Raw genomic sequence first — 23,885 nt, forward strand, 5'->3', positions numbered from 1 at the left:
AACTTTATAGAATCTGGTTATTTACTACCTTCTAATTTATCACTTGGCGCAGCTAATTACCACTCCGTTGCTTTTACCTGTTCCCGCATCAATTCAAACTTCACGTTCGGATCCTTTTCGCGGGGAGCATTCACAAAGTGTACAAAACGCTTCCGCAGCTCCGGGTTCTGCACCACCTCTTTCCACTCGCAATGGTAGTTGTTAATAAGCAGTTGCATTTCCTTCTCCAGTTGCTCACTTATACCTAAGCTGTCGTTTATGATTACATTTTTAAGGTAGCTCATGCCGCCTTCCATTTTATTGAGCCAGGTGGCGGTACGGGTAAGGGCATCAGCTGTTTTAATATAGAACATCAGGAACCTGTCGAGGTATTTAAGGCAAGTATCTTTATCAATGTCAGAGGCTAACAATTGCGCATGCTGCGGCTTGGAGCCACCATTTCCACACACGTACAGGTTCCAGCCCTTGTCGGTGGCTATTATGCCAAAGTCTTTCGATTGTGCTTCGGCACACTCTCTTATGCAGCCGCTTACACCTCCTTTGATTTTATGCGGAGCACGGATGCCTTTATAACGATCTTCTACCTCAATGGCAAAGGAAACGCTGTCGTGCAGGCCGAAGCGGCACCAGGTGCTGCCCACGCAGCTTTTCACAGTCCGCAGGGCTTTGCCATAGGCATGCCCGCTCTCAAATCCGGCCTCAATCAGCTCTTCCCAGATGTCGGGCAGGTCGCTTAAATGCGCCCCAAACATATCAATTCTTTGCCCGCCTGTTATCTTGGTATAGAGGCCGTATTTCTTGGCTACCTGCCCGATCACAATCAGTTTATCCGGTGTTATTTCCCCTCCCGGTATGCGCGGCACCACCGAATATGTACCGCCTTTCTGTATGTTGGCCAGGTAACGGTCATTGCTATCCTGGATGGTTTGCTGCCTTACAATCACATCGTTCCAGAGGCTGGAGAGGATACTGGCTACAGCAGGTTTGCATACCTCACAGCCATCCCCTTTCCCGAATACATCCAGGGCTTCATCATATGTTATAATGCTATTCAGCTTTAACAGATCAAATAACTCCTGTCTTGAAAAATCGAAGTGTTCGCAAATTGTATTCTTGATATAGGAACCGTTTGCTTTCAGGGTATCGTTTAGGAGATCCTTCACCAGAGGCACACATCCCCCACAGCAGGTACCCGCTTTGGTATGCTTTTTAATCTCCTCCAGGTTGGTAGCACCTCCCTCTGTTACAGCTGCGCAGATGGCACCTTTCGAAACAGCTTCACAGGAGCAGATCAGGGCCTCATCCGGAAGGCTCATAACGCCTGCACCACCGGCAAACTCCCCTCCCCTTGCTCCTAACACCAAGTCTTCTGGGTTAGGGGGAAGCACAAGTTTGTTGTTGACCGTCTGCAACAGCATATTATAGGCTTCTGCTTCGCCTATCAGTACACCTCCCAACAAGTATTTGCCGTCGTTGGAAATATTAATGCGCTTATAAACACCTTTGTGCCTGTCTTCGAAAACAATAGACCTGCTATCGGGTTCCGACACAAACGGATCACCAAAGCTGGCAACGTCCACACCAATCAGTTTCAGTTTAGTGCTCATGTCGTAACCGGTAAAATTCCGCTTACCTGCACATATGGTAGTAGCCGCCACTTCTGCCATATCATAGCCCGGCGCCACCAGTCCATAGATCATCCCATCATACAAAGCACACTCACCTATCGCAAAAATGTGCTTATCACTGGTCTGCATCTTCTCATTTACCACAATGCCGCCACGTAAGCCCGTCTCCAATCCTGCCAGCTTTGCCAGCTCGTCGCGTGGTCTGATGCCAGCCGATATTACCAGCATATCCACCTCCAGCAAAGTATCATCGGTAAACTGCAGCCCGGTAATCTTATTTTCTCCTGCTATACACTTAGTGCTTTTCTGAAGGTGCATTTGCAGGCCAAGCGCCTCCAGCTTTGCCTGCAGCATGGCACTGCCCGCCGAGTCGATCTGGCGTGGCATCAGGCGAGGGGCAAACTCCACCACATGCGCTTCCTGTATTCCTAAATCAAGTAATGCCTTGGCGGCTTCCAGTCCTAGAAGTCCTCCTCCCAGCACAGCTCCATTCTTAGCCGACCCGGCATATTTCTGTATCATTTCCAGATCTTCAATGGTACGGTACACAAAAACACCGTCTTTTTCCACTCCAGGTATATCAGGCACAAAGGCAGCGGAACCAGTCGCAAACACCAGGTAATCGTAGGGCTGGACTACTCCTTTTAAAGAGTGCACCATTTTTTCTGTTCTGTTTATCTCCTGCACGGTATCTCCCAGGTAAAGCGTGATGCCTTTTTCCTGGTACCAGTTTTCTGAAGAAAGTGAGAGATCTTCCGCAGACTTGCCATTAAAATACTCGCTTAAATGCACGCGGTCGTAAGCCCGGCGAGGCTCTTCTCCAAAAACCACAATGTTAAAGTCAGCTGTTCTGGCGGTTAGTTTTTCACAAAACTTATATCCTACCATGCCATTTCCTATAACAACTATTGTCTGACGGTGCTGTGCCATAATTATAAATACTTAATGTTAATCTATTCTTTAAATAACTCCAGCAGAACCTACTACAATATACCCTGCTTTAACCTAGCTTTCTTCGAACAATACAAAACCTGTTAGTATGCACTCACTCTTAAAGGCTCTTAATTTACTTATGGCATTTTTGCACTTTAAACAGCATATATACCTAATGTTAAAATTATCATTTTAAGTAATGCCCCTATATATTTCAGGGGTTATTACTTAATTTTACCATAAACATAATAGACACACCCTACAATAGCAAGGGGGGTATGTTAATTTTTTACGTATTTAATTATCAATTCGATATCAAAACATATACCCACTTAACTATTTTATAAATATATTTCAACTGTTGCTTTTCAAACACATACTTAAGTAATTTTACTTTATCTGTTAAAAATGCTTGGAACTGGCTTTTAACTAATTTTTATATTCTTAACTTATTAGCTCCTGCTTGAAAAATTTATATCAGAAAAAAAGTGCAGGCAAAAACCCATTAATAGCTTATGTGCAGAATGAACGGGAAAGGAATCTGAACAATATATGTTATTGTCAGCAACTGCACTGCCGGCAGTCAGAGCTATCATTTTAGGTTGTGCCCTCTGTGCTCTTGTATGCGAAGCGATGTAATATGAACTGCCAACAGACTGTACGCTGGTCTGTAAGCAACAGTAAACCAGCACAAATAGGCAGCCGGGAGTAAATAAAGAGCAGAGCAGGTATTATTTTTAAAATTAATAAACTATTTATGCAGTATGTCTGACAAAAAAACGAACCCAACCCTCTATGTAGTGGGAGCGGGACCAGGCGATCCTGAACTTATTACGGTAAAAGCATACAAGGTTTTGCAGCAGGCGGATGTGGTGCTGTACGACAACCTTGCCAACAAAGAATTACTAAACCTGACACGCGAGGACTGCGAGAAGGTATATGTCGGGAAACATCCTTATGGCTCCTACACACCACAGGAAACCATTCATGAGCTGATCAAAGAAAAGGCACAAACCAAAGGTGTAATAGTAAGGCTGAAAGGTGGTGACCCGTTTATCTTTGGCCGTGGATTCGAGGAAATACTGTTTGCCAGGGAACACGGCATCAACACGCAGTATATACCAGGCATTACTAGCATGCAGGCAAGCGGATTTGAGGATATTCCTTTAACACACCGCGCCGTGAGTGAAGGAATTTGGGTTTTAACAGGCACTAAGAAAGACGGTTCACTTTCAGATGATCTGCGCCTGGCAATGCAGAGCAATGCTACGGTGGTTATTTACATGGGTATGAAAAAAGCGGCAGAAATTGCCTATACGTATATAGAAGCCGGCAACGGACATATACCTGCGGCCATTATTCAGCATGCTTCGCTCCCACACCGCAAATCGGCTATAGGTGTGGTAAAGGATTTACCTGAAATGATACAGACAAACGGGCTTACTCACCCTGCTATTATCATGATTGGCTGGGTAATAGCCGTAGCGCAGGGCGAAGCAAGAAGCTAAGGAATCCGGCTCATCAGCTTCTCCACGCCTTTCGAGATACGCGCCTGGATATCTTCAGGATCTTTTGGCACTACAGCTTCAGCGGTTCCCTGCCAGACCAGTGCCTCACGCTCCCGGTCAACCAGGTGCAGCGACAAGGTTCCTTCCCGATAACGCCCCACTTCTACCTCGCGGCTTCTCCAGGTATAACGGCGCTGCCCGATGTACGTAGGCGGATCCGAAATAAGATTAGTTTCCCGGGTCTGCACTTCTTCTGCCACCACGACACCTATATTTATACGCAGATCCGGTTCCGTAGCATTTTCTGCAAGGCCCCGAGCTGCCAGCTGCCTGCTGATCTCCTGCTTTAGATACTCCAGCTGAGGCCCATAATTTGTTCCAAGGGCATCTCCACTGGCATCTACCTCATAAAAGCCAAATGTCTGGTAATTGCCCAGGCTAAAATTTTCGGATGCCTCTGTGTTCAGAATAGTAACAGGCGAACAGGCTAGTGCCACCAAGGCAAGCAGGCAACACCAGATGATAGCTATATTTTTCATTTATAAAGCGTATTTAATCCTATTTAGAAAAAAGCCGGTAGCTTTCTGCTTTAGCATTTATGGTTACGCACAGGGTGGTTTTGTGTTATTTATCGGCAGGAAAACATACATTACCAGCACTATCCGGATATAGGATAATATCTATAAACATATATAACACAGGACAAAATCAGCATGCATTTGGAATTCACTTAGTACAAAACTTTCCACTTCGTACAAATTGTGCTAAATTCACGTGGAATTTAAAGCATTTTTAATTTCAGGAAAAAACATCTTTCTAAAAAGCCTCGTTAGGCCAACTCATGGATAACATAATAGATATTTTACTACGAAACAAGGACAATATCCTTGAAAAATGGATAAGCAACCAGCTGAACGATGCTACTCTTCGAGACGACCTTATGTCGAATGATGAGCTGCAGGAACAGTCTGAAGAGCTGCTAAACGGCCTGCTTCGTGCCATCAGTAAAGGAAATTTTGAGGATATCTATACTTCCGATTTCGAACAGGTAACTGATATTCTGAGCGACTTGTCTGTTACCCGTGCCCGACAAGGTTTTAGTCCGCGTGAGACTGGCTTATATGTGCTTGGTCTGAAGCAGGCATTGAGCGATGTGCTGGAAGCTGAATTAAAAGACCAGCCAGTAGTGCTCTATACAGAGATAATGCGTATCCACAAGCTACTGGATCAATTAAGCATTATTACATTTGAAACGTTTATCAAAGGCCGCGAAGAAGTTATTCTTCGCCAGACAGATGAAATAAGCGAAATATCGACGCCGGTTATACGGGTGTGGGATGGTATACTGGCCCTGCCTATTATCGGCACCCTTGATAGTGCCCGCACACAGATTGTGATGGAGAACCTCCTTCAGGAAATTGTGAACACCGGCAGCAGCATCGCTATCCTGGATATTTCCGGTGTGCCGGCCGTTGACTCTCTGGTTGCGCAGCATTTAATCAAAACTGTAAGTGCTACCCGCCTGATGGGTGCTGAATGTATCATTAGCGGTATTCGAGCTGAAATTGCGCAGACCATTGTGCATTTAGGTATAGACCTATCCAATATCAAAACAAAAGCCTCCCTGGCCAGCGCACTGCAGCTTGCTTTCAGTATGCTAAACCTGGAAGTAAAGCGCGGAAGCGACAGATCAAATAAATTTAAAATAATCGGATAATACATGGAAAGGATACCTATTCTAAAGATGGGCCCCTTCCTGCTAGTCACCATACAGGTTGATCTTTACGACAGGCTTGCCCTGAACCTGGAAAACGACCTGATAACAATGGTGAGCAAAACGGGTGCAAGGGGAGTGCTGATAGATATTTCTGCTGTAAGCATTGTGGATTCATTTATGGGCCGCATTTTGGGCAATATTGCCTCGATGTCTCGTATTATGGATGCAGAGACTGTTGTTGTAGGAATGCAGCCTGCTGTAGCCATTACACTGGTAGAACTGGGCCTGACGCTACAGGGGGTATATACCGCCCTTAACGTAGAAAAAGGAATGGAGCTATTGTATACTAAAATCGACCTCGATACCTTCTCCGCAAAAGAAGACGAAGAAGAAGGAGACGCGGATGATAGTACTGAGTAAAGACATAATGCAGATTGTGCGGGAGCAGGATGTAGTTCTCTTTCGGAACAGAGTCCGTGAATTCAGCACAAAAATAGGAATGAGCCTTGTAAACCAAACAAAGCTTATTACTGCTGCAAGCGAACTGGTTCGTAACATGCTCAAATACGCCAATGGAGGAAAGGTCGTTTTAGAAATTATCAGCAAAAACGCACAGAGAGGCGTTCGTTTAACTTTTATTGACGAAGGCCCTGGTATTGCTGATATTCAGGCTGCCATGCGCGACGGTTTCTCCACCGGAAAAAGCCTGGGGCTGGGTTTACCTGGCACTAAAAGGCTTGTGAATGAGTTTGACATTAAAAGCAAAGTTGGAGAAGGAACTACTGTTTCCATTATTCATTGGAAGCATGGACGTTAACCACCATAACCGATTTTCTATACCGGACAGGAGCTTCTCAAGTCTGGCAAAACGTGATATTACCCGGCTTGCCGAGAGTTATGGCCTGTCGCCAAACCTGGTAGGCCGGGTAAATATTATTGTGGCCGAAATGGCTTCTAACCTGGCTAAACATTCCCCTTCAGGCGGAGAAATTCTGGTAAAGGCGATAGGCAAACCTGTAAAAGGCATAGAAATTATCTGCTACGACAATGGCCCCGGCATAGGTGACCTGCACCGTATGATGCAGGATGGCGTTTCTACGTATGGCTCTGCCGGAGAAGGTCTGGGAGCCATAAAGCGGCAGTCGGATGAATTTGACATCTATTCCCATACAGGCATCGGCACAGTTATACTTTCCCGTATATACAAGAACAAGCCTGCTGTTACTCCTGTTCAATCCATCACAAGGTTTGAGATCGGCTCTGTAATGGTGCCTAAACCACAGGAAGTAGATTGTGGTGACGGCTTTGCCATTGTTACCAAAGGTACAGATTTATTTATGCTAGCACTGGATGGCCTCGGCCATGGCGAACAAGCCCATGCCGCTGCCCAGCAAGCCGTTGAGACTTTCTGCAAAGCCCCCAGTCAAAACCCGGCTGAATCGTTGCGTACCATACATGATGCTATCAGAAAAACCCGCGGAGCTGTTGGCTTTGCAGCCCATATTACAGGCAAAGCACAGCACATTACGTATTGTGGCGTTGGAAACATAGCCGGAAAACTTTTTTCTGCGGATGGGGGTACAATGGGTGGCAGCTATAAAAATATAATTTCTTATAATGGCATTATAGGCCACAATATTCCTACATCATTGCATAATCAACAACTGGACTGGGGACGCAACAAGTTGTTGATTGTACATTCAGATGGCTTGAAGTCGCGCTGGGATTTAGGTAAATACCCGGGCCTGCACCGCCACCATGCCAGTATCATTGCCGCCGTATTGTATAAAGACAACAGCCGCCATACCGACGATACGTTAGTCTTGGTTTGCAAGGCAAAATTATAGCAGAGCAAATGCAGCGCATAATATCTAAAATCAATATAACGAATGAACTCGATGTGGTGCTGGCCTATAAGAGAGCTATGCAGTTATCGGAGCGGGTGGGTATTGCACTGGCTAACCAGACAAAATTTGCGACTGCTGTTTCTGAGATATGCCGCAATGTGGTAGAACATGTTGGCAATGGCAGCATACAATTCGGTATACACGAAGAGGATGGCTATAACTTTTTAGAAGCCCTTGTGAGCGACCGGGGGCGCGGCATCGGTAACGTAGACAGCCTGCTGAACCATACAGGTTTTAATTCTTCCGGTAAGGGGACCGGACTCATTAACTCTAAAAAGCTGGTAGACTATTTTCATGTAACCAGCGAGTTTGACAAAGGTACCCGCGTTACACTTCGGAAAAGGCTGCCGAACCAGGCCTATACTATTTCCAAAGCAACCATAGACAGGTGGGCCAGCGAGTTCGATAACGAAGAAGACATCTCCCCTTATGCCGAAATAAAGCGGCAGAATATGCACCTGCTCGAGTTACTGGAGCAACTGCGCCTGCGCAACCTGGAGGCAGAACAACAACTCCAGGAAATTCGCCGCCTGAACGGCCAGCTGCAGCTTTCGAACCAGGAAATAAGCCAGCTGTTGGAAGAGCGCGATAGAAAAAACCAGCAGTTGTTAAAAATAAACGAGGACCTCGATTCTTTTGCACATACGGTTTCGCACGACCTGCGCGCACCTCTCCAGAATATAAATGCCCTGACGGTAGTGCTGGAGGCATGCCTGGAAGCCAACGATATGGAAGACGCTAACTCTGTCTTCCCTCTCCTGCGTGACCAGACTACTAAAATGGATCGTCTGATAACAGGCATACTGGCTTATTCGTTAGCAGGCCATCACAACCTGAGCAAGCAAATCATCGACCTGCAGGTACTCTTGCATCAGGTTATCGAATCGCTGAATGTGCCTTCTTCCTTTAAACTGTTGGTTCCGCAACGCCTGCCACTGCTTTATTCCCAGGAGATATACTTGTACCAGGTATTCAGCAACCTGATCGGCAATGCTGTTAAATACCACGACAAGCCACAGGATGCCAGCATTGAAATACACTATGAAGAACTCGGAGATGTACTTCAGTTTAGCGTAACAGATAACGGACCAGGTATAGCTCCCGTGCACCAGGAGGCCATATTTATGAAATATGAAACGCTGGGGCAAAGCAGCAACCGTTCTGACAGCACAGGGCTGGGGCTATCCATTGTGCATAAAATCATCAAAGAAAAAGAAGGCCGTATCTGGGTAGAGTCTGAAGGGCGTGGTTCCAAGTTTATCTTTACCTGGCCTGCCGATGAGATCGTAAAAGAAGAATAAAAAAGGAGAGCCTGCTGGTTTAGTAACAGGCTCTCCTTTTTTATTCTTGAGATTTCTGAGGCAAATCAGTTGCTTACTCTTTTAAAATACTCTGCCATAATTTCTCGTATGTCATGTTTTGTAAGCGCTTTGGAATAGTGCTTTCTTACCTTCTTGTAGTTTTTAAGCCGCTGCAGATCATAAAAACTGGCTGAAGAAGTAAGCATTAAGATGATCACATGATCTGCAGCATCAAGCCCACGCTTATGATACTCATCCAGAAATGAGAAGCCATCCATAACAGGCATTTTTATATCCAGGAAAATAAGATCCGGGCGCTTAAACGCCGGGTCGCCATCGGTATTGTATGCCTTATCCAGGTACTCAATCGCCTCCTGCCCGTTCTTTAAGGCCATTATTTCTTTAGCAACCTTCATCTCATTCAGAAGTCGCTTGTTCAGGTAATTAGTAGTTTCATCATCGTCTACTAATAATACCAAGTCAAGCTGCGTAGTCTGCTCATTCATACAAGTTGTGTACCAGTTTATAATTAAGAGTTATAACATCATTATAACTTACCCAAATAGTGCTTACAAAACGCAAAGTTCAAACTTTGCGTTCCACAGTTTAATTAAGATATTGAATATTAATATATTAAAAATTCCGTACCTGCTTCCGGAGCTTCAGAGATAAAATATTTTAATGAAAGTATCCGGTTCAAGCTACAAGATATAAAACAAAATATAATGTGCGAAATCAGGAAGGCAATATCAGTATTTATATCAGGCTATTTTATTTCTTTTAAGCACTTACATAGATTCATGCAGTAGCCTGTTTTCTCATATCCATATTCTGTTATAACATTCTTTACCAAGGCATAAGACACTTCATGCCGTACCTCCTACATCTTTTTTCTGCTTTTTACAGTATCTATTCTTAAAACAGAAATTTTATCTCACTATACAGATATAAGACTTAAACAATGGATACATATCACCTAAAACCCGAAAACATGCGTGCTCCGAATCATCTGACAAGAGAAGAGATTCAAAAGAGCTTAGATGAGCTGGATAGCAAAATTAAAACCTTAAAAGCTAAGGTAAACGCTACAACGGCCGATTCTCATCATACGTTTCATGAGCACATAGCTGCCCTTGAACAAAAAAGAGGCCTCATCGCAAATAAACTTGGCACCAGCGGCGAAGACAACAGCGGCTGGCAAAACTTACAAAGCGGCCTCGACGACCTTCACCGCGACGCAGACAAGCTAAGAGGTTAAGGCTGACTTGGGATATGCTCCATAGAAGCACTAAGGCTGCAGCAGCAAAGTAAAGAGGCTGTTCTGAATCTCAGAACAGCCTCTTTACTTTGCTATCTTGGACCTTTCTACTTAGCTCCCTACCGGCTCTCTGAAGCCAACCCAGGTAAAGCGTTTGATCACGAATTCGGGGTTTGTGAAAGAAGCATTCCCGGCAGGGTTACCACCTGTCACATGAAAATCGGAGAAACTGGCATTCTGGTTCACGTAGAGTCCGCCGGTCAGGTTAAAGCTTACCGGTGTTGCCGCTAAGCCCATTTCATCCATTATCTTTTCTTTCACATCCGCATCAGTGGTATAGGCGCCGCAAGAAATTGCGCCGTAGTTTAGGGCCATCTCCTTTGCTATCTCTATAGACTGATTAGTATCTTTGGTTTTAATGATAAGCGCAATCGGGCCAAACAATTCACGGCTATAGCTCTCTTTCTCAGTGGCATCTACCTCGTAAATAACAGGTGTGCAGGTGCGGGCATTGGCAAATATCGGGTTGCTGAAGTCGCAGCTACTTAGTATTTCTTTCCCTTTTACAGAGGCTGCTCCTTTCACTCGTTCTGTTGTTGCCGGGTTTTGTATGGCTCCCAGTATGTGCGGACCAGCCTTGGGATTATTGACCAGACCTGTTACGGCATCGGCTAATTTCTGAACCACCTGCTCATAAGGCACTGTTTCCCCTCCAACCTGCACGCCGGTTTCAGGCACAAAGAAATTCTGCGGGGCCGTGCACATTTGCCCGGAGTATAAGGTAAGTGAAAAAGCCAGGTTCTGTAGCACCTTATCCAGGTCAGGCATCGAATCCAGTATGATGGAATTAACGCCGGTTTTTTCTGTAAATACCGTTTTACCTTTTAGGCTTTCAATATAGTTGCCAAACTCTGTACTTCCAGTATAATCAATCAGCTTTACTTTTGTATGTTCCGCCAGCTCTTTTGTGATCAAGTGATCATCTGCATCTACCGCCAGCTGGCAGATGGAAGGGTTCAGGCCATGAGCAGCCAAAACTTTTTGTACTTCGGCAATTACAATAGCAATAGGCAAAACAGCCTTCGGGTGAGGCTTAATGATAACCGGATTACCTGTAACCAGGCTGGCAAACATACCCGGCACTGTGTTCCAGGTAGGAAAGGTAGCGCACCCAATCACAAGAGCCACGCCTTTCGGAACCGCCTTCCAGCTTTTGTTCAGCTTCAGGTTATACTTCCCCATCGGCTTTTCCCACTCTGTAGCTTCCGGAAAGCGGCCTAACTCTTCGTAACCTGCCGCCACAGCTTCGAGGGCCCTGTCTGCCGCATGCGGTCCGGAAGCCTGAAACGACATCATATATGCCTGACCAGTGGTGTGCATGGTGGCATAGGCAATTTCAAAGAAACGACTCCTAACATGCTCAAGCGACTCCACCAGCAGTGCTGCTCTGTCGGAAGCACTTACTTTACGCCACTGATGAAAAGCTTCTTCAGCACGGTTTATAAGAGTTTCAATTTCAAAATAAGGATATTTAACACCTAATGGCTGTTGTTCGTATGGCGACTCCTCCTGCCCTACCCATTTAACCGGCTCTTGTTGCAGCAGCTCTTCAAACCTGTTATTCAAAAAGGTTTTATACTTTTCCCTTCCTTCTTGGTCGGCATTTTCGCCGTATATTTCCGAAGACGGGTTTTCCGGGTAATATGCAAAAAATGTTCTTTTATGAAGCGCCGTTATCGCTTTATGCAGGGTATCCTGGTACTTATCAATTAAATTCAAATTCATAGTTACTTCTTTTTGTGATGATTCCTATAAAAGCATTGCATTCTGAGGGAAGATACAAAAAATTATGAAAGTTACCGCTACAGGTTATTTTTATTGTCTTTACCTTTGAATTCAATAGGTTCATACTCAGCAGAAGTGCCGCAACCACAATTAGACTAAATCTCAAAAAATTACTATACCAGTATGGATAATCTTCAGCCTGTGCTCATGCGCATCTTTGCCAGCGGCCTGCTCTTCCTTGGTAGTTTTATCCAACTTTTCGGGCAATCACCAGCTGCAGAAGCCGGGCAGGCTACTGTTCCCTTTACAGTAGTTTATAAGCTTAAAACCACAGAAGCCACCGAAGCCAGAATTTCACCTGCTTTGAGACCAAGCATTTCTACAGTACACAAGCAGGTAGGAGCCCGAAATATAAAACAGAAATTTCCCGGGGCAACTGCTCCGGCCGCCAGAAAAAGCTTAAAAGGCGACCTCTCCTCTATTTATGAATTACAATATAATTCAAGCCAGAGCTTTGCAGAGGTCCGGAAGGCACTGCTTTCAACGGGGCAGGTAGAATATGTGGAGCCGCTTTACATCAGAAAACCTTTACACCAGCCCAACGATCCGCTTTCTGATTCTCTCAGAACCACACAGTATTATTTAAAACTGATTCAGGCTTATGAGGGCTGGGCCGTAGAAAAGGGCGATACAGGTGTAGTGATCGGCATATTAGACACCAACTTCCGATTAACGCACGAAGATCTTAAAACTAAAGTAAAACGGAACTATGCAGACCCTATAGACGGCATAGATGACGACGGCGATGGACTGGTGGATAACTACTGGGGCTGGGATTTTGCCGACGGCGACAACGATGTAACTACAAACCCGATGTACCCGGACCACGGCACCAACGTAGCAGGCGTGGCGGCGGCAGCCAGTAACAATGCACTTGGTATAGCTGGTGTAGGCTACAACCTCAAATTTATGCCATTAAAAGTATTCAGCTCCTCGGAAACCGGGGGGTTTGCCGGTTTTGATGCCATTGTATATGCCGCTGACAAAGGCTGCAAAGTAATAAATATCTCCTGGGGTGGCAATACCTACTCTCAATATGAGCAGGACATCATAAATTATGCGGTTCTTGTTAAGGATGCCGCTGTAGTTGCCGCTGCCGGCAACACAGATGCAAACATGATTTTATATCCTGCTGCCTACGAAAATGTGCTGGCTGTGGGCGGAACAAATCGCAGCGACGTCAGGTATACAGAATACTCCTATAATTATCTGATCGACATTTCTGCTCCCAGTATTGCTGTTCGTACCACCACCGCCAGCAGCAATAATGCTTACAAAGATGGCTGGGGAAGTTCATTTGCAGCACCCATGGTAGCCGGAGCTGTAGGCTTAGTCCGATCAAAATATCCGCAACTAACTGCTCTCCAGGCAATAGAACGGGTTAGGGCAACTGCTGATAACATTTATCACCTGGCGGGCAACCAACCTTACCTGGACATGCTCGGTAAAGGCCGCCTTAATGTGAAGCGGGCACTGAAGGAAAACAATGTCAAGTCTGTCAGAAGCACTTCCTATGCCATACAGGATGATAGAATCGCGCAGATTGGCGATACGATATTGCTGCAGGTGAATTTCACCAATTTCCTGGCTCCTGTAGAAAACCTGCTTGTAAACATATCCTCTCCCTCTCCTTTTGTTACGTTTTTACAGAATGAGGCCGCATTGGGAGCAATGGGTACTCTCATTACAGCGAACAACAACCTTAAACCTTTCCGTTTTATCCTCTCTCCGCTAACACCTGCCAACCATGAAGTAAATTTCCGGCTTTCGTTTACGGATGGAAGCTACCAGGACTTCCAGTACATCCGGTTTACTGTAAACCCGGATTATATTACCCTGAACACAGGCAAGCTACAGGTTACAGTAAACAACAAAGGGAACTTTGGTTACAATGGCTTAAATACATCTCAGGGAATTGGTGTTAAATACAAGGGGAGTAATTCTTTGCTTTACACAGGCGGCCTCATGGTAGCTTCTGAACCAACTCGTGTAAGTGATAATATCTATAACAGCACCCAAAGGCTCGATAATGATTTCAGAACAGTAACGCAGGCTAAAATGGACTATAGCCGGAAACTAGCCGACCAGGAAGTACGCGGCGTGATGAAGGATAAATATCCTGATCCGACTGTTGTTGGCTTAGAGATCAAGCATAAAGCCTTTGCCTGGACCAGCAATGAAAACCAGGACTTTATCATTTTAGAATACTTTCTGAAAAATGCCACCCCGGACACACTTAAAAATGTTTATGCAGGGCTCTATGCCGACTGGGATATTGGCAACGCTAACGCCAACACTGCCGACTGGACTGAAAACCTGAACCTGGGCTACATTTACAGTAAGAACCAGGCGCAACCATTTAGCGGCATAAAATTGCTTACCCATGATTCGCCTTCTTACTATGCCATAGATAATGCCAACAACCAGGGAACTGCCGGCATTAACGTAATTGACGGATTTAGCGCACAGGAAAAGTATAATACACTGGCAAACGGAATTGCCCGCAAACAGGCAGGCTCTGCTGGCAATGGCAACGATGTGTCGCATGTAGTAGGTAGCTCGTTTAAGAACCTTGCCCCAGGCCAAACTAAAATTGTGGCTTTTGCAGTTCTGGCCGCTGATAATCTTGATAAACTTAAAGTTCATGCACAGGCAGCCCAAAACCAGTACTTTAAAATCAAATCCGGCCCGGCTCCCCTTGCTGTAAAAGACACCCTCTGCCTCGATTCTCGTGTTGTGCTTTCTCCGGCAGGTGGCAGTAACTTTAATTTTTATGCTGATAAGGCCAAAGAGACTTTACTGGCAACAGGAGCAAGCTACACAATACCGCAACTGCAGGAACAAGTGCTTGTATATGTAAGCAATATAGATTCGCTGTTTGAAAGCAGTTTAACTCCTTCCCGGTATACAGTGGCCACCGGACCTGTTGCCGAATTTTCTGTAACTCCTGATCAACTTCGCCAGGGACGCGAAGTAGTGTTTAACAACCAAAGCCAGGACGGCAAAACATGGTTCTGGCAATTCGGAGACGGTGTAGCATCAACAGAAGAACAGCCCACCCATACCTACACGCAGACAGGCGAATATAAGGTAACGCTACAGGTAACAGATCGTTTTGGTTGCTCGGAAACCAGCAGCAAAACAATTACAATTCTTGCTCCAAGCCCCAATGCAACCGCCGAAGCGCTTGACGGGCAAATCAGGCTGTACCCTAACCCAAGTACAGGCATCATTAAAATAATATTGCCTGAATTAACGACTGCCGCTATAGCTGTACCAGAAATCATAGTAACAGATATGGTAGGCAGAAGCAGTAAAGCTGTGCTTCAGAAGGCTGGTGAACAAGAACTGTTTATGGATATGACAGGTATGGCAGAGGGAGTTTATTTTGCCCGGATTACCTACAACAGAGTAAGCATAACCAAGAAGCTGGTATTGCTAAAGCAGTAAGTTAAAAAAAAGCACATAAAAAGGAAAGGCCTCACCATCTGGTGAGGCCTTTCCTTTTTATGTTAAAGCAACAGCTGCTTATGCAGTTTGCTGCTCTTTCTGCTGTAAACGAATCAGGTTAAGAGCTGAACCAGCTTTAAACCACTCAATCTGTCCTTCGTTGTAAGTATGGTTCACCAGGAAAGAATCTATAGAACCATCGCTGTGGTTCAGAACAACTTTCAATGGCTCACCTGGTGCAAAGCTCTCCAGACCAACTATATCAATAGAATCGTTTTCTTCTATCAAATCATAATCTGCCTTGTTAACAAACGTTAGTGCCAGCATTCCCTGCTTCTTCAGGTTAGTTTCGTGAATACGTGCAAAAGATTTCACAATAACCGCACGAACACCTAAATGGCGAGGCTCCATGGCAGCATGCTCACGGGAAGAACCTTCACCATAGTTTTCGTCGCCTACTACAACAGTTCCGATACCAGCCGCTTTGTATGTACGGGCAGTTGCTGGTACTGTATCATAACCACGGGTCATATCGTTATACACGTTGTTCGCTTCGCCATTGAAAGCATTAATCGCACCGATCAACATGTTATTGGAGATGTTGTCCAGGTGGCCACGGTATTTCAACCAAGGACCAGCCATAGAAATATGGTCTGTTGTACACTTTCCTTGCGCTTTGATCAGAAGCTTCAGTCCTTTCAGGTCTGTACCTTCCCAAGGCTTAAAGCCTTCCAGCAACTGCAGGCGGTCAGACTTAGGATCTACTATAACCTCTACAGCACTTCCGTCTTCTGCCGGAGCCGTATAGCCGGCATCTTCTACGGCATAACCTTGTGGCGGCATTTCAAGACCTCTGGGCTCGTCTAACTTTACAGCCTCTCCGTTCTCGTTTGTAAGCGTATCGGTAAGAGGGTTAAAGGTAAGATCACCTGCAATGGCGAATGCGGTTACAATTTCAGGTGAAGCCACAAACGCATGCGTATTAGGATTACCATCGTTACGCTTGGCAAAGTTACGGTTAAACGAAGTAATGATTGAATTTTTGCGTGTAGGATCGTCAGTATGGCGTGCCCACTGCCCGATACACGGACCACAGGCATTGGCTAGTACAACACCACCCATTTGTGCGAACGTATCTAATAACCCGTCACGGGCTGTTGTATAACGCACCAGCTCAGAACCAGGCGTAATCGTAAATTCTGCTTTGGCAATCAAGTTCTTCTTAATAGCCTGTTCTGCAATTGAAGCTGAACGGGTGATATCTTCATAAGAAGAGTTTGTACAGGAACCTATCAGACCAACCTCTAGTTTAGCAGGCCAGTTGTGCTCTTTTACAACAGCAGCAAACTGAGATATTGGCCAGGCCGCATCAGGCGTGAAAGGACCATTTACGTGAGGCTCCAGAGTAGACAGATCAATTTCAATTAACTGGTCATAATAAGAAGCAGGATCCGCCAGTACTTCATCATCCGCACGTAAGTGTTCCGCTACAGCGTCAGCCAGCTCTACCACTTCGTCACGGTTAGTGCCTCTCAGGTAAGTGCGCATACTGTCATCATAAGAGAAAACAGAAGTAGTGGCACCAATTTCAGCTCCCATGTTACAGATAGTTGCCTTACCAGTACAAGACATGGATTCAGCACCTTCACCAAAATATTCCACGATGGCACCTGTACCACCTTTAACAGTTAAAATACCTGCTACCTTTAAAATCACATCTTTTGGTGCAGTCCAACCGCTCATTTTACCAGTTAGTTTTACACCGATTACTTTCGGGAATTTAAGCTCCCAGGCCATACCTGCCATTACATCTACAGCGTCTGCACCACCAACACCAATGGCTACCATACCCAAACCACCGGCATTCGGCGTATGCGAATCAGTACCGATCATCATACCACCCGGAAAAGCATAGTTTTCCAACACTACCTGGTGAATAATACCAGCACCCGGCTTCCAGAAACCAATACCGTATTTGTTTGAAACAGAAGCAAGGAAGTCATAAACCTCTTTGTTCTCATCATAAGCCTCCTGTAAATCCTGGTCAGCCCCAACTCTTGCCTGGATCAAGTGATCGCAATGCACTGTTGACGGAACAGCTACAGTAGGTTTACCTGCTTGCATGAACTGAAGCAAGGCCATCTGTGCCGTAGCGTCCTGCATAGCTACCCTGTCCGGAGCGAAATCTACGTAAGATTTACCACGCTCGAAACCCTGCTCAGCATTCCCGTTGTAAAGGTGCGAGTAAAGAATCTTTTCTGTCAGGGTAAGCGGTCTGCCTACTGCATTACGGGCAGCAGAAACCCGCTCAGCCATACCGGCATAAACTGCCTTGATCATTTCTAAATCAAATGCCATAGTTTTGCTATTCTTAGTTTTTTAATTGCTTCAATATGAAGTTCACAAATATACAAAGTATCCTATAAATTGAATAATAATCGTGCAAACGAATGCGCGTTATAATCTTTATTCCGATCTTACCTATAGGGTTTTCGGTAATTACAGAAGTATAGTATATTTTTGCTGTATGAAACACATACATGTAAATACAGGGGTAAGAGCTTTTTTGTTCTTAAGTTTTGCCATTGTGCTGCTTATAAGTGCCTGTACCTCCACAACTTCATCCGAAAATGCTATAAAACATGGTTCCTGGCGCGTTGTGCTGCATGCCCAGGGGCAGGAAATTCCTTTTATCCTGGAAGCCGCTGATTCTGCAGGAAAACAGGTTTTATACCTTCTAAATGCAGAGGAGCGTATTCTGCTGAACGATGTTACACAGCAAAATGATTCTGTAAAAATCGGCCTGCACATATTCGATGCCGACCTGATTGCTAAAGCAGACGGCGATAAAATGGCCGGGCGTTTTGTGAAGAACGATACTCCTGAACCTTATTCTATTCCGTTTACCGCAGAACATGGCAAGAAAATGCGGTTTTCAGAAAGCCCGGCAGCAGCCAGCTACGACTACAGCGGCAAATGGGAAGTTATGTTTACCGATGCAGAGGGCGCCACGACCGAGGCTGTAGGTATATTTGAACAAAAAAAGAACTACGTTACCGGCACCTTTTTAACCACTACCGGCGACTACCGTTACCTGGAAGGAGAAGTTTCGGGTAACAATTTAAAGGTGTCTACCTTCGACGGCAACCACGCCTGGTTATTCACCGCTTCAGCTGTTAGTGCAGACAGCATACAGGGCGAATTTATTTCCGGGTTAACAGGACACGAAACCTGGAAAGCAAGACGCAACGAAGATGCGGCCCTGGCCAACGCTGATAGCCTGACCTTTCTGAAAGAAGGGTATGAATCTCTTACATTTTCTTTTCCTGACCTGGAAGGGAAGCAGGTTTCGCTGCAGGACCCGAAGTACAAGGGAAAGGTAGTGCTGGTACAGTTACTTGGCTCCTGGTGCCCTAACTGCATGGACGAAACAGCTTTCTTGGCACCTTATTACAAACAAAACCACAACAAAGGCTTAGAAATTATAGGCCTGGGTTTCGAACGTAGTCCTGAATTTGAAAAAGCTGCAGCCCGCCTGCAAAAGATGAAAAGCCGCTTCGACATTCAGTATGATTTGCTGGTAGCGGGTATAGCCGATAAAGAAGCCGCATCGCAGGCCTTACCCGCCCTGAACCGTGTTATGTCTTTCCCAACAACCATCTTTATTGACAGGCAAGGTAAAGTCAGAAAAATTCATACAGGTTTCTCCGGGCCGGGAACAGGAAAGTATTATGAAGAATGGGTAGCCGATTTTAATGCCACGATGCAACAGCTTCTGGCAGAAAGCTGATCTGTTACACTCCCCTGTTAATACCAACGGGCACTACCGAAAATTTGGATAGTGCCCGTTTTTTGTTTGTTTGTATAGCTTGGAGTATATGGGTATTCTCAGTATTTAAAAGCGCTTTGCTGCCATCGCAGCCAGCTTTGTTTTTTGTTGTCAGGCCCAATAAAATCAGGATCTTTTAAACATGCTAATTGTAGCAATGTTAGCATAAGAGTTACCACCTGCAGCAAACCTTTTTCCAGTTGTTTTTTAAAAACGTCCATTTCTCTGTTAAGCAATTATGCTGGTTTATGCTCTTGTCGTGTACTGGTTCTTTTGAATGATACAAGAATACAGCACATCTTGCCATAAAAAAAGGAAAGAGTGGGTTCAAAAGTAACATGTAAAATCAGAAGCCGGCATTTATGCTATTTCCACAATAGCCACAGATCATCCAATTAACTATTTCTATAACAACAAAAACAACTGTTACAACATCATGTTTATCCCTAAACCCGATGTCAAAAAGCATTGAAAGTAACATATCTACCGCCTGCCACTACACTTATAAGGTTGAGGTAATGGGAGAAAATTGCAAATCGGCAAGCAGTTTTAATCTGACACCTAAGTGATATTTCTAAGAAGCAGCGTATGGCCACAGCAGCAGGCACCAAAATGACCTGCTTTAGGGGAAGCAGGTATTTGAATCAGGAAGTTAGCTGTAGGTGTAAAAGTTGAATTCGGCTTATTTTTCCCTTTCGATAGTATAGGCTATCAGTTGCTCGAGAGAGGTACGCGAGGGTGAAGCAGGAAAGGTACTCAAAATGGCGAGTGCTTCGGCATAGAATCTGTTCATCGCCTGAACGGTATATTCGATACCGCCGGATTTCTTAACATAGTCGATTACCTCCTGCACGCGCTTGTTATTGCCATTGTTGTTTTTCACGTTATATATAACGCGCCTCTTAGTAAGCCAGTCAGCTTTGCTAAGAGCAAAAATCAAAGGCAGCGTCATCTTCTTTTCTTTGATATCTATTCCGACAGGCTTGCCTATTTCGGCTGTACCATAGTCGAACAAATCATCTTTTATCTGGAAGGCAAGGCCTACTTTTTCACCGAACAAGCGGGCTTTCTCGATATCGTCGGCTGAAGCACCGGCCGACGCAGCTCCCACGGCACAGCAGGATGCTATTAAAGATGCTGTTTTCTGTCTGATGATATCGAAGTATACTTCTTCTGTTATATCTAAACGACGGGCTTTCTCCATCTGCAGCAGTTCCCCTTCGCTCATTTCCCGTACCGCATTCGACATGATTTTCAAGATCTCAAAATCATCGTTCTGCAGCGACAGCAACAAGCCTTTGGACAGCAGGTAATCGCCAACCAAAACAGCTATTTTATTTTTCCAGAGGGCATTAACAGAGAAAAACCCACGACGGTAGTTTGCATCATCAACCACATCATCATGCACAAGCGTTGCTGTATGCAGCAACTCTACCAGAGCAGCGCCCCGATAGGTGGCCTCCCCGATGTTATCTTTGAAAAGCTTGGCAATGAAGAACACGAACATCGGACGCATCTGCTTGCCTTTGCGCTTTACAATGTAACTCATTATCCTGTCAAGAAGCAGTACCTTAGACTTCATCGAAGTCCGGAATTTCTTCTCAAACAGTTCCATTTCCTGCGCAATAGGCGCTTGTATATCGTCTAGGCTGATGCTCATGTGTTAAGTGCGCAATATTACAATGCTAAGAAATGGTTTCCAAACTGAGTGGCGCAAATTGCCGTTTAATTAGCAGGATTTCCACAAAACTAGTTAATAGCATCTCCTGGCACAGTATAATTAGTAACTTGCCACCTACTTTGCTGCTATACTCATTTCACAAATCTTAAGAAGAGCAACGCTATGCCCGAAATAACCAAAGTTAACTTTGTTGTATACCCGGCACACGGAAGAGGTTTTACTGCCGATGCGAGCTATATACCCGACCATACACCGAAACCTGTTGTGGTGTTTGTGCATGGGTTCAAAGGCTTTAAAGACTGGGGGCACTTTAACCTGCTATCGTCGTATTTTGCCGGGCAGGGCTTTGTATTTATTAAGTTGAACTTTTCGCACAATGGCACCAGTGTAGCAGATTGCTCCGACATGCACGATCTGGAAGCATTTGGACGGAACAACTTTTGCCTGGAACTGGATGACTTGGGCTCGCTTCTGGATAACCTGCACACAGGAGATACGCCCCTTCCGCTACAGGAAATAAACCTGGACCGCCTGTACCTGATTGGCCATAGCCGCGGCGGCGGTTCTGTTATTTTAAAAGCCGTTGAAGATAAAAGAGTTAAAGCCATTGCTACCTGGGCTTCTGTAAGCGATTTTGATCAGAGGTGGTCGCCTGAAGTAATGGAACAATGGGAAAAGGAAGGCGTGCAGTGGATACCTAATGCCCGGACCGGCCAGCAGATGCCGCTATACTACCAGATTGTAGAAAACTATAATGCCAACAAGCATCGCCTGCACATACCGGAATTGGTTAAAAACCTGCGGCAGCCTATGCTTATTTTACATGGCGATGTAGATGAAACAGTACCTTTGCTGATGGCACATGATCTGAAAAAAAGGAAGCCGGATGCTGAACTTCATATCTTGCCCGATACCAACCACTCGTTCGGTGGCATGCACCCTTATCACGAAAGCACTTTACCTGCCGCGGCACAGCAGGCAGCCAACCTGACTATATCATTCTTCAGAAAACATGCCTAAGCTATTCTTATTACTGGGCGGCAACCTCGGAAACCGCACCTTGTACTTAGAGCAGGCACGCGAAAGCCTGCGTTCTCAAGTAGGTGTTTTACAGTGCAGCTCCTCTGTTTATGAAACAGCAGCCTGGGGTAAAACAGATCAGCCAGCCTTTCTGAACCAGGTGCTGGAACTGCAAACAGCGCTAACACCGGAGCAAGTGCTGAATAACATCAATACCATCGAACTGGAGCTTGGGCGTGTGAGGCAGGAACACTGGGGTTCGCGCGTTATAGACATAGACATCCTGTTTTATGATACCCTGGTGCAGCAAACCCAACGGTTAACAATTCCGCACCCGCAACTACACAACCGTAGGTTTACATTAAAGCCTTTAGCTGAGATTGCCCCGGAATACCTGCATCCGGTTTTAGGTAAAACTGTTCAGCAGCTATTAGAGGAATGCCCTGATGAGCTGGAGGTAAGGATTCTGTAAGAATAGCCCGGAGGCAGGCACTTAAACAAAACAGGTTCCTTCCTGCCGGAAAGAACCTGCTCCAAGCTTCGGCAAGAGTACCCCCTTATACAGCAGAACTAACTTCAGCAGTACGTTCGATCTTCTTCACCAGGCCCTGCAATACTTTACCTGGACCACATTCTACAAAATGCGTAGCGCCGTCGGCTATCATCTGCTGCACCGACTGGGTCCAACGTACAGGCGCAGTAAGCTGCTGAATCAGGTTTAGTTTAATTTCTTCCGGATCGGTGTGCGGTCTGGCATCTACGTTCTGGTATACCGGGCAAATTCCCTGGCTGAAAGTAGTTTCCTGGATAGCTTTTGCCAGTTCTTCTTCGGCTGGCTTCATAAGCGGAGAGTGAAAGGCGCCCCCTACCGGTAAAGGCAAGGCACGTTTTGCACCGGCTTCCTTCATTTTCTCGCAGGCTATTTCTATTCCTCTATTCGAACCAGAAATGACCAATTGGCCAGGGCAGTTATAGTTGGCGGCTACTACTACCTCTCCTTCTACTTCGGCACATACCTGCTCTACCTTCTCATCGTCTAAACCAAGAATGGCAGCCATGGTAGAAGGGTTTGCTTCACAGGCAGCCTGCATGGCCAGTGCTCTTTTGGAAACCAGTCGTAAAGCATCCTCAAAACTCAGTACTTTACTGGCAACCAAGGCAGAGAACTCTCCCAAAGAATGGCCTGCCACCATATCAGGTTTAAAATCTGCAGCCACTGCTGCCTGTGCTACCGAATGCAGAAAAATAGCTGGCTGGGTAACTTTCGTTTGCTTCAGTTCTTCTTCAGTTCCATTAAACATAATGTCTGTGATCGAAAAACCCAGTATCTCATTTGCCTTATCAAACAGCTTTCGGGCTTCCTCATGCTGCTCATAAAGTTCTTTGCCCATACCTACAAACTGAGATCCCTGGCCAGGAAAAATATATGCCTTCATAAAAACGTATTATAAATGTATGATTTCGTTAATAAATTAGATACAAAGGGTATAATCAGTTAGGGGATTGATAACCCGCTTTAAAAGATAAACCTGGGCAAAATTACTTAAAAATATTTGCCAAACAGTATCTTTCAAGCGCACGAAGTTCTTTATGTCGCCTGTCAATGCATTGAAATTGCCATGCCCCTTTTAAAATTTACAGATTTTTACACCAGGCTTAGCAGTAAAATCTATACCAGCCAGCTTATTTGCGCTATTCACGCTAGCATATCGAGCGCTGTAAAAACAACGCACAGAGATGCTCCTATAGCAGCCAAACTGGTGCTTTCACTAATACTCTAACAAAAATGTATTTATCAAAAAGAAGGT

18 protein-coding genes are annotated in these 23,885 nt (G+C 45.3%); 11 read left to right on the top strand and 7 right to left on the bottom strand.

Features of this window, described 5'->3' with window-relative positions; translation table 11 throughout:
* Nucleotides 1-56 precede the first annotated feature (56 nt).
* Nucleotides 57-2,558 carry a nitrite reductase large subunit NirB gene (nirB, locus tag C1N53_RS11175; protein ID WP_137759390.1) on the bottom strand — a complete coding sequence of 834 codons (2,502 nt, stop codon included), beginning with the start codon at nucleotides 2,556-2,558 and terminating at the stop codon, nucleotides 57-59.
* Between the two features lie 767 nt (nucleotides 2,559-3,325).
* Here nirB and cobA point away from each other — a divergent pair.
* Nucleotides 3,326-4,069 carry a uroporphyrinogen-III C-methyltransferase gene (cobA, locus tag C1N53_RS11180; RefSeq protein WP_137759391.1) on the top strand — a complete coding sequence of 248 codons (744 nt, stop codon included), beginning with the start codon at nucleotides 3,326-3,328 and terminating at the stop codon, nucleotides 4,067-4,069.
* Here cobA and C1N53_RS11185 read toward each other — a convergent pair.
* Nucleotides 4,066-4,608, bottom strand: a complete 543-nt coding sequence (locus C1N53_RS11185; protein ID WP_137759392.1) for a DUF4136 domain-containing protein — start codon at nucleotides 4,606-4,608, stop codon at nucleotides 4,066-4,068. The two genes, cobA and C1N53_RS11185, sit on opposite strands and share 4 nt — an antisense overlap.
* A 302-nt stretch (nucleotides 4,609-4,910) precedes the next feature.
* Here C1N53_RS11185 and C1N53_RS11190 point away from each other — a divergent pair, with 302 nt between their 5' ends.
* The 5 genes from C1N53_RS11190 to C1N53_RS11210 are packed head-to-tail and all read left to right on the top strand — an operon-like array spanning nucleotide 4,911 to nucleotide 8,994.
* Nucleotides 4,911-5,786 (top strand): STAS domain-containing protein, encoded by an 876-nt coding sequence (locus tag C1N53_RS11190; protein ID WP_137759393.1) that lies wholly within the window; start codon nucleotides 4,911-4,913, stop codon nucleotides 5,784-5,786.
* A gap of 3 nt (nucleotides 5,787-5,789) precedes the next feature.
* Nucleotides 5,790-6,206: an STAS domain-containing protein gene (locus tag C1N53_RS11195; RefSeq protein WP_137759394.1), complete on the top strand. Its 417-nt coding sequence runs from the start codon at nucleotides 5,790-5,792 to the stop codon at nucleotides 6,204-6,206.
* A complete protein-coding gene (locus tag C1N53_RS11200; RefSeq protein WP_206077568.1) occupies nucleotides 6,190-6,603 on the top strand; it encodes an anti-sigma regulatory factor in 414 nt (137 codons plus the stop codon). Before C1N53_RS11195 ends, C1N53_RS11200 begins: the two co-directional genes overlap by 17 nt.
* On the top strand, nucleotides 6,593-7,633 hold the full coding sequence (locus C1N53_RS11205) for an ATP-binding protein (protein ID WP_137759395.1): 1,041 nt from the start codon (nucleotides 6,593-6,595) through the stop codon (nucleotides 7,631-7,633). The genes C1N53_RS11200 and C1N53_RS11205 overlap by 11 nt, the downstream gene beginning before the upstream one ends.
* Nucleotides 7,634-7,641: 8 nt before the next feature.
* Entirely contained in the window at nucleotides 7,642-8,994 is a 1,353-nt protein-coding gene (locus C1N53_RS11210; protein WP_137759396.1) for a sensor histidine kinase, read from the top strand.
* Nucleotides 8,995-9,059: 65 nt separating this feature from the next.
* Here the strand turns inward: C1N53_RS11210 and C1N53_RS11215 are convergent, their stop codons facing one another.
* The gene (locus tag C1N53_RS11215) at nucleotides 9,060-9,500 is read right to left on the bottom strand and encodes a response regulator (RefSeq protein ID WP_137759397.1); all 441 of its coding nucleotides are present in this window, start codon (nucleotides 9,498-9,500) and stop codon (nucleotides 9,060-9,062) included.
* A 455-nt stretch (nucleotides 9,501-9,955) separates the two neighbouring features.
* On the opposite strand from C1N53_RS11215, the gene C1N53_RS11220 reads away from it, so the two are divergent.
* Nucleotides 9,956-10,252, top strand: a complete 297-nt coding sequence (locus C1N53_RS11220) for a hypothetical protein (protein WP_137759398.1) — start codon at nucleotides 9,956-9,958, stop codon at nucleotides 10,250-10,252.
* 111 nt (nucleotides 10,253-10,363) lie between these two features.
* On the opposite strand, the gene paaN is transcribed toward C1N53_RS11220, so the two are convergent.
* Nucleotides 10,364-12,037: a phenylacetic acid degradation protein PaaN gene (paaN, locus tag C1N53_RS11225; protein WP_137759399.1), complete on the bottom strand. Its 1,674-nt coding sequence runs from the start codon at nucleotides 12,035-12,037 to the stop codon at nucleotides 10,364-10,366.
* 183 nt (nucleotides 12,038-12,220) lie between these two features.
* Here paaN and C1N53_RS11230 point away from each other — a divergent pair, with 183 nt between their 5' ends.
* Entirely contained in the window at nucleotides 12,221-15,547 is a 3,327-nt protein-coding gene (locus tag C1N53_RS11230) for a S8 family serine peptidase (protein WP_240773194.1), read from the top strand.
* A 78-nt stretch (nucleotides 15,548-15,625) separates the two neighbouring features.
* Here C1N53_RS11230 and C1N53_RS11235 read toward each other — a convergent pair whose 3' ends face one another.
* Nucleotides 15,626-17,905, bottom strand: a complete 2,280-nt coding sequence (locus C1N53_RS11235) for an aconitate hydratase (protein ID WP_137759400.1) — start codon at nucleotides 17,903-17,905, stop codon at nucleotides 15,626-15,628.
* 169 nt (nucleotides 17,906-18,074) lie between these two features.
* On the opposite strand from C1N53_RS11235, the gene C1N53_RS11240 reads away from it, so the two are divergent.
* The gene (locus tag C1N53_RS11240; RefSeq protein WP_137759401.1) at nucleotides 18,075-19,337 is read left to right on the top strand and encodes a TlpA disulfide reductase family protein; all 1,263 of its coding nucleotides are present in this window, start codon (nucleotides 18,075-18,077) and stop codon (nucleotides 19,335-19,337) included.
* Nucleotides 19,338-20,058: 721 nt separating this feature from the next.
* Here C1N53_RS11240 and C1N53_RS11245 read toward each other — a convergent pair.
* Complete coding sequence (locus C1N53_RS11245) at nucleotides 20,059-21,036, bottom strand: polyprenyl synthetase family protein (protein WP_137759402.1); 978 nt, start codon at nucleotides 21,034-21,036, stop codon at nucleotides 20,059-20,061.
* A 183-nt stretch (nucleotides 21,037-21,219) separates the two neighbouring features.
* Here C1N53_RS11245 and C1N53_RS11250 point away from each other — a divergent pair, with 183 nt between their 5' ends.
* Both C1N53_RS11250 and folK read left to right on the top strand, forming a co-directional pair.
* Nucleotides 21,220-22,077: a S9 family peptidase gene (locus C1N53_RS11250; protein WP_137759403.1), complete on the top strand. Its 858-nt coding sequence runs from the start codon at nucleotides 21,220-21,222 to the stop codon at nucleotides 22,075-22,077.
* Entirely contained in the window at nucleotides 22,070-22,549 is a 480-nt protein-coding gene (gene folK / locus C1N53_RS11255) for a 2-amino-4-hydroxy-6-hydroxymethyldihydropteridine diphosphokinase (protein ID WP_137759404.1), read from the top strand. The genes C1N53_RS11250 and folK overlap by 8 nt, the downstream gene beginning before the upstream one ends.
* An 85-nt stretch (nucleotides 22,550-22,634) precedes the next feature.
* Here folK and fabD read toward each other — a convergent pair whose 3' ends face one another.
* Nucleotides 22,635-23,513, bottom strand: a complete 879-nt coding sequence (gene fabD / locus C1N53_RS11260) for an ACP S-malonyltransferase (protein WP_137759405.1) — start codon at nucleotides 23,511-23,513, stop codon at nucleotides 22,635-22,637.
* Between the last annotated feature and the right edge of the window lie 372 nt (nucleotides 23,514-23,885).

This window comes from Pontibacter sp. SGAir0037 (assembly GCF_005491705.1).
In the GTDB taxonomy this organism is placed as follows: Bacteria; Bacteroidota; Bacteroidia; order Cytophagales; family Hymenobacteraceae; genus Pontibacter.

What these genes read in the sequence shown, in the direction of transcription:
- nirB (WP_137759390.1), bottom strand. Translation starts at nt 2,558, where the DNA reads ATGGCACAGCACCGTCAGACAATAGTTGTTATAGGAAATGGCATGGTA.
- cobA (WP_137759391.1), top strand. Translation starts at nt 3,326, where the DNA reads ATGTCTGACAAAAAAACGAACCCAACCCTCTATGTAGTGGGAGCGGGA.
- C1N53_RS11185 (WP_137759392.1), bottom strand. Translation starts at nt 4,608, where the DNA reads ATGAAAAATATAGCTATCATCTGGTGTTGCCTGCTTGCCTTGGTGGCA.
- C1N53_RS11190 (WP_137759393.1), top strand. Translation starts at nt 4,911, where the DNA reads ATGGATAACATAATAGATATTTTACTACGAAACAAGGACAATATCCTT.
- C1N53_RS11195 (WP_137759394.1), top strand. Translation starts at nt 5,790, where the DNA reads ATGGAAAGGATACCTATTCTAAAGATGGGCCCCTTCCTGCTAGTCACC.
- C1N53_RS11200 (WP_206077568.1), top strand. Translation starts at nt 6,190, where the DNA reads ATGATAGTACTGAGTAAAGACATAATGCAGATTGTGCGGGAGCAGGAT.
- C1N53_RS11205 (WP_137759395.1), top strand. Translation starts at nt 6,593, where the DNA reads ATGGACGTTAACCACCATAACCGATTTTCTATACCGGACAGGAGCTTC.
- C1N53_RS11210 (WP_137759396.1), top strand. Translation starts at nt 7,642, where the DNA reads ATGCAGCGCATAATATCTAAAATCAATATAACGAATGAACTCGATGTG.
- C1N53_RS11215 (WP_137759397.1), bottom strand. Translation starts at nt 9,500, where the DNA reads ATGAATGAGCAGACTACGCAGCTTGACTTGGTATTATTAGTAGACGAT.
- C1N53_RS11220 (WP_137759398.1), top strand. Translation starts at nt 9,956, where the DNA reads ATGGATACATATCACCTAAAACCCGAAAACATGCGTGCTCCGAATCAT.
- paaN (WP_137759399.1), bottom strand. Translation starts at nt 12,037, where the DNA reads ATGAATTTGAATTTAATTGATAAGTACCAGGATACCCTGCATAAAGCG.
- C1N53_RS11230 (WP_240773194.1), top strand. Translation starts at nt 12,221, where the DNA reads ATGGATAATCTTCAGCCTGTGCTCATGCGCATCTTTGCCAGCGGCCTG.
- C1N53_RS11235 (WP_137759400.1), bottom strand. Translation starts at nt 17,905, where the DNA reads ATGGCATTTGATTTAGAAATGATCAAGGCAGTTTATGCCGGTATGGCT.
- C1N53_RS11240 (WP_137759401.1), top strand. Translation starts at nt 18,075, where the DNA reads ATGAAACACATACATGTAAATACAGGGGTAAGAGCTTTTTTGTTCTTA.
- C1N53_RS11245 (WP_137759402.1), bottom strand. Translation starts at nt 21,036, where the DNA reads ATGAGCATCAGCCTAGACGATATACAAGCGCCTATTGCGCAGGAAATG.
- C1N53_RS11250 (WP_137759403.1), top strand. Translation starts at nt 21,220, where the DNA reads ATGCCCGAAATAACCAAAGTTAACTTTGTTGTATACCCGGCACACGGA.
- folK (WP_137759404.1), top strand. Translation starts at nt 22,070, where the DNA reads ATGCCTAAGCTATTCTTATTACTGGGCGGCAACCTCGGAAACCGCACC.
- fabD (WP_137759405.1), bottom strand. Translation starts at nt 23,513, where the DNA reads ATGAAGGCATATATTTTTCCTGGCCAGGGATCTCAGTTTGTAGGTATG.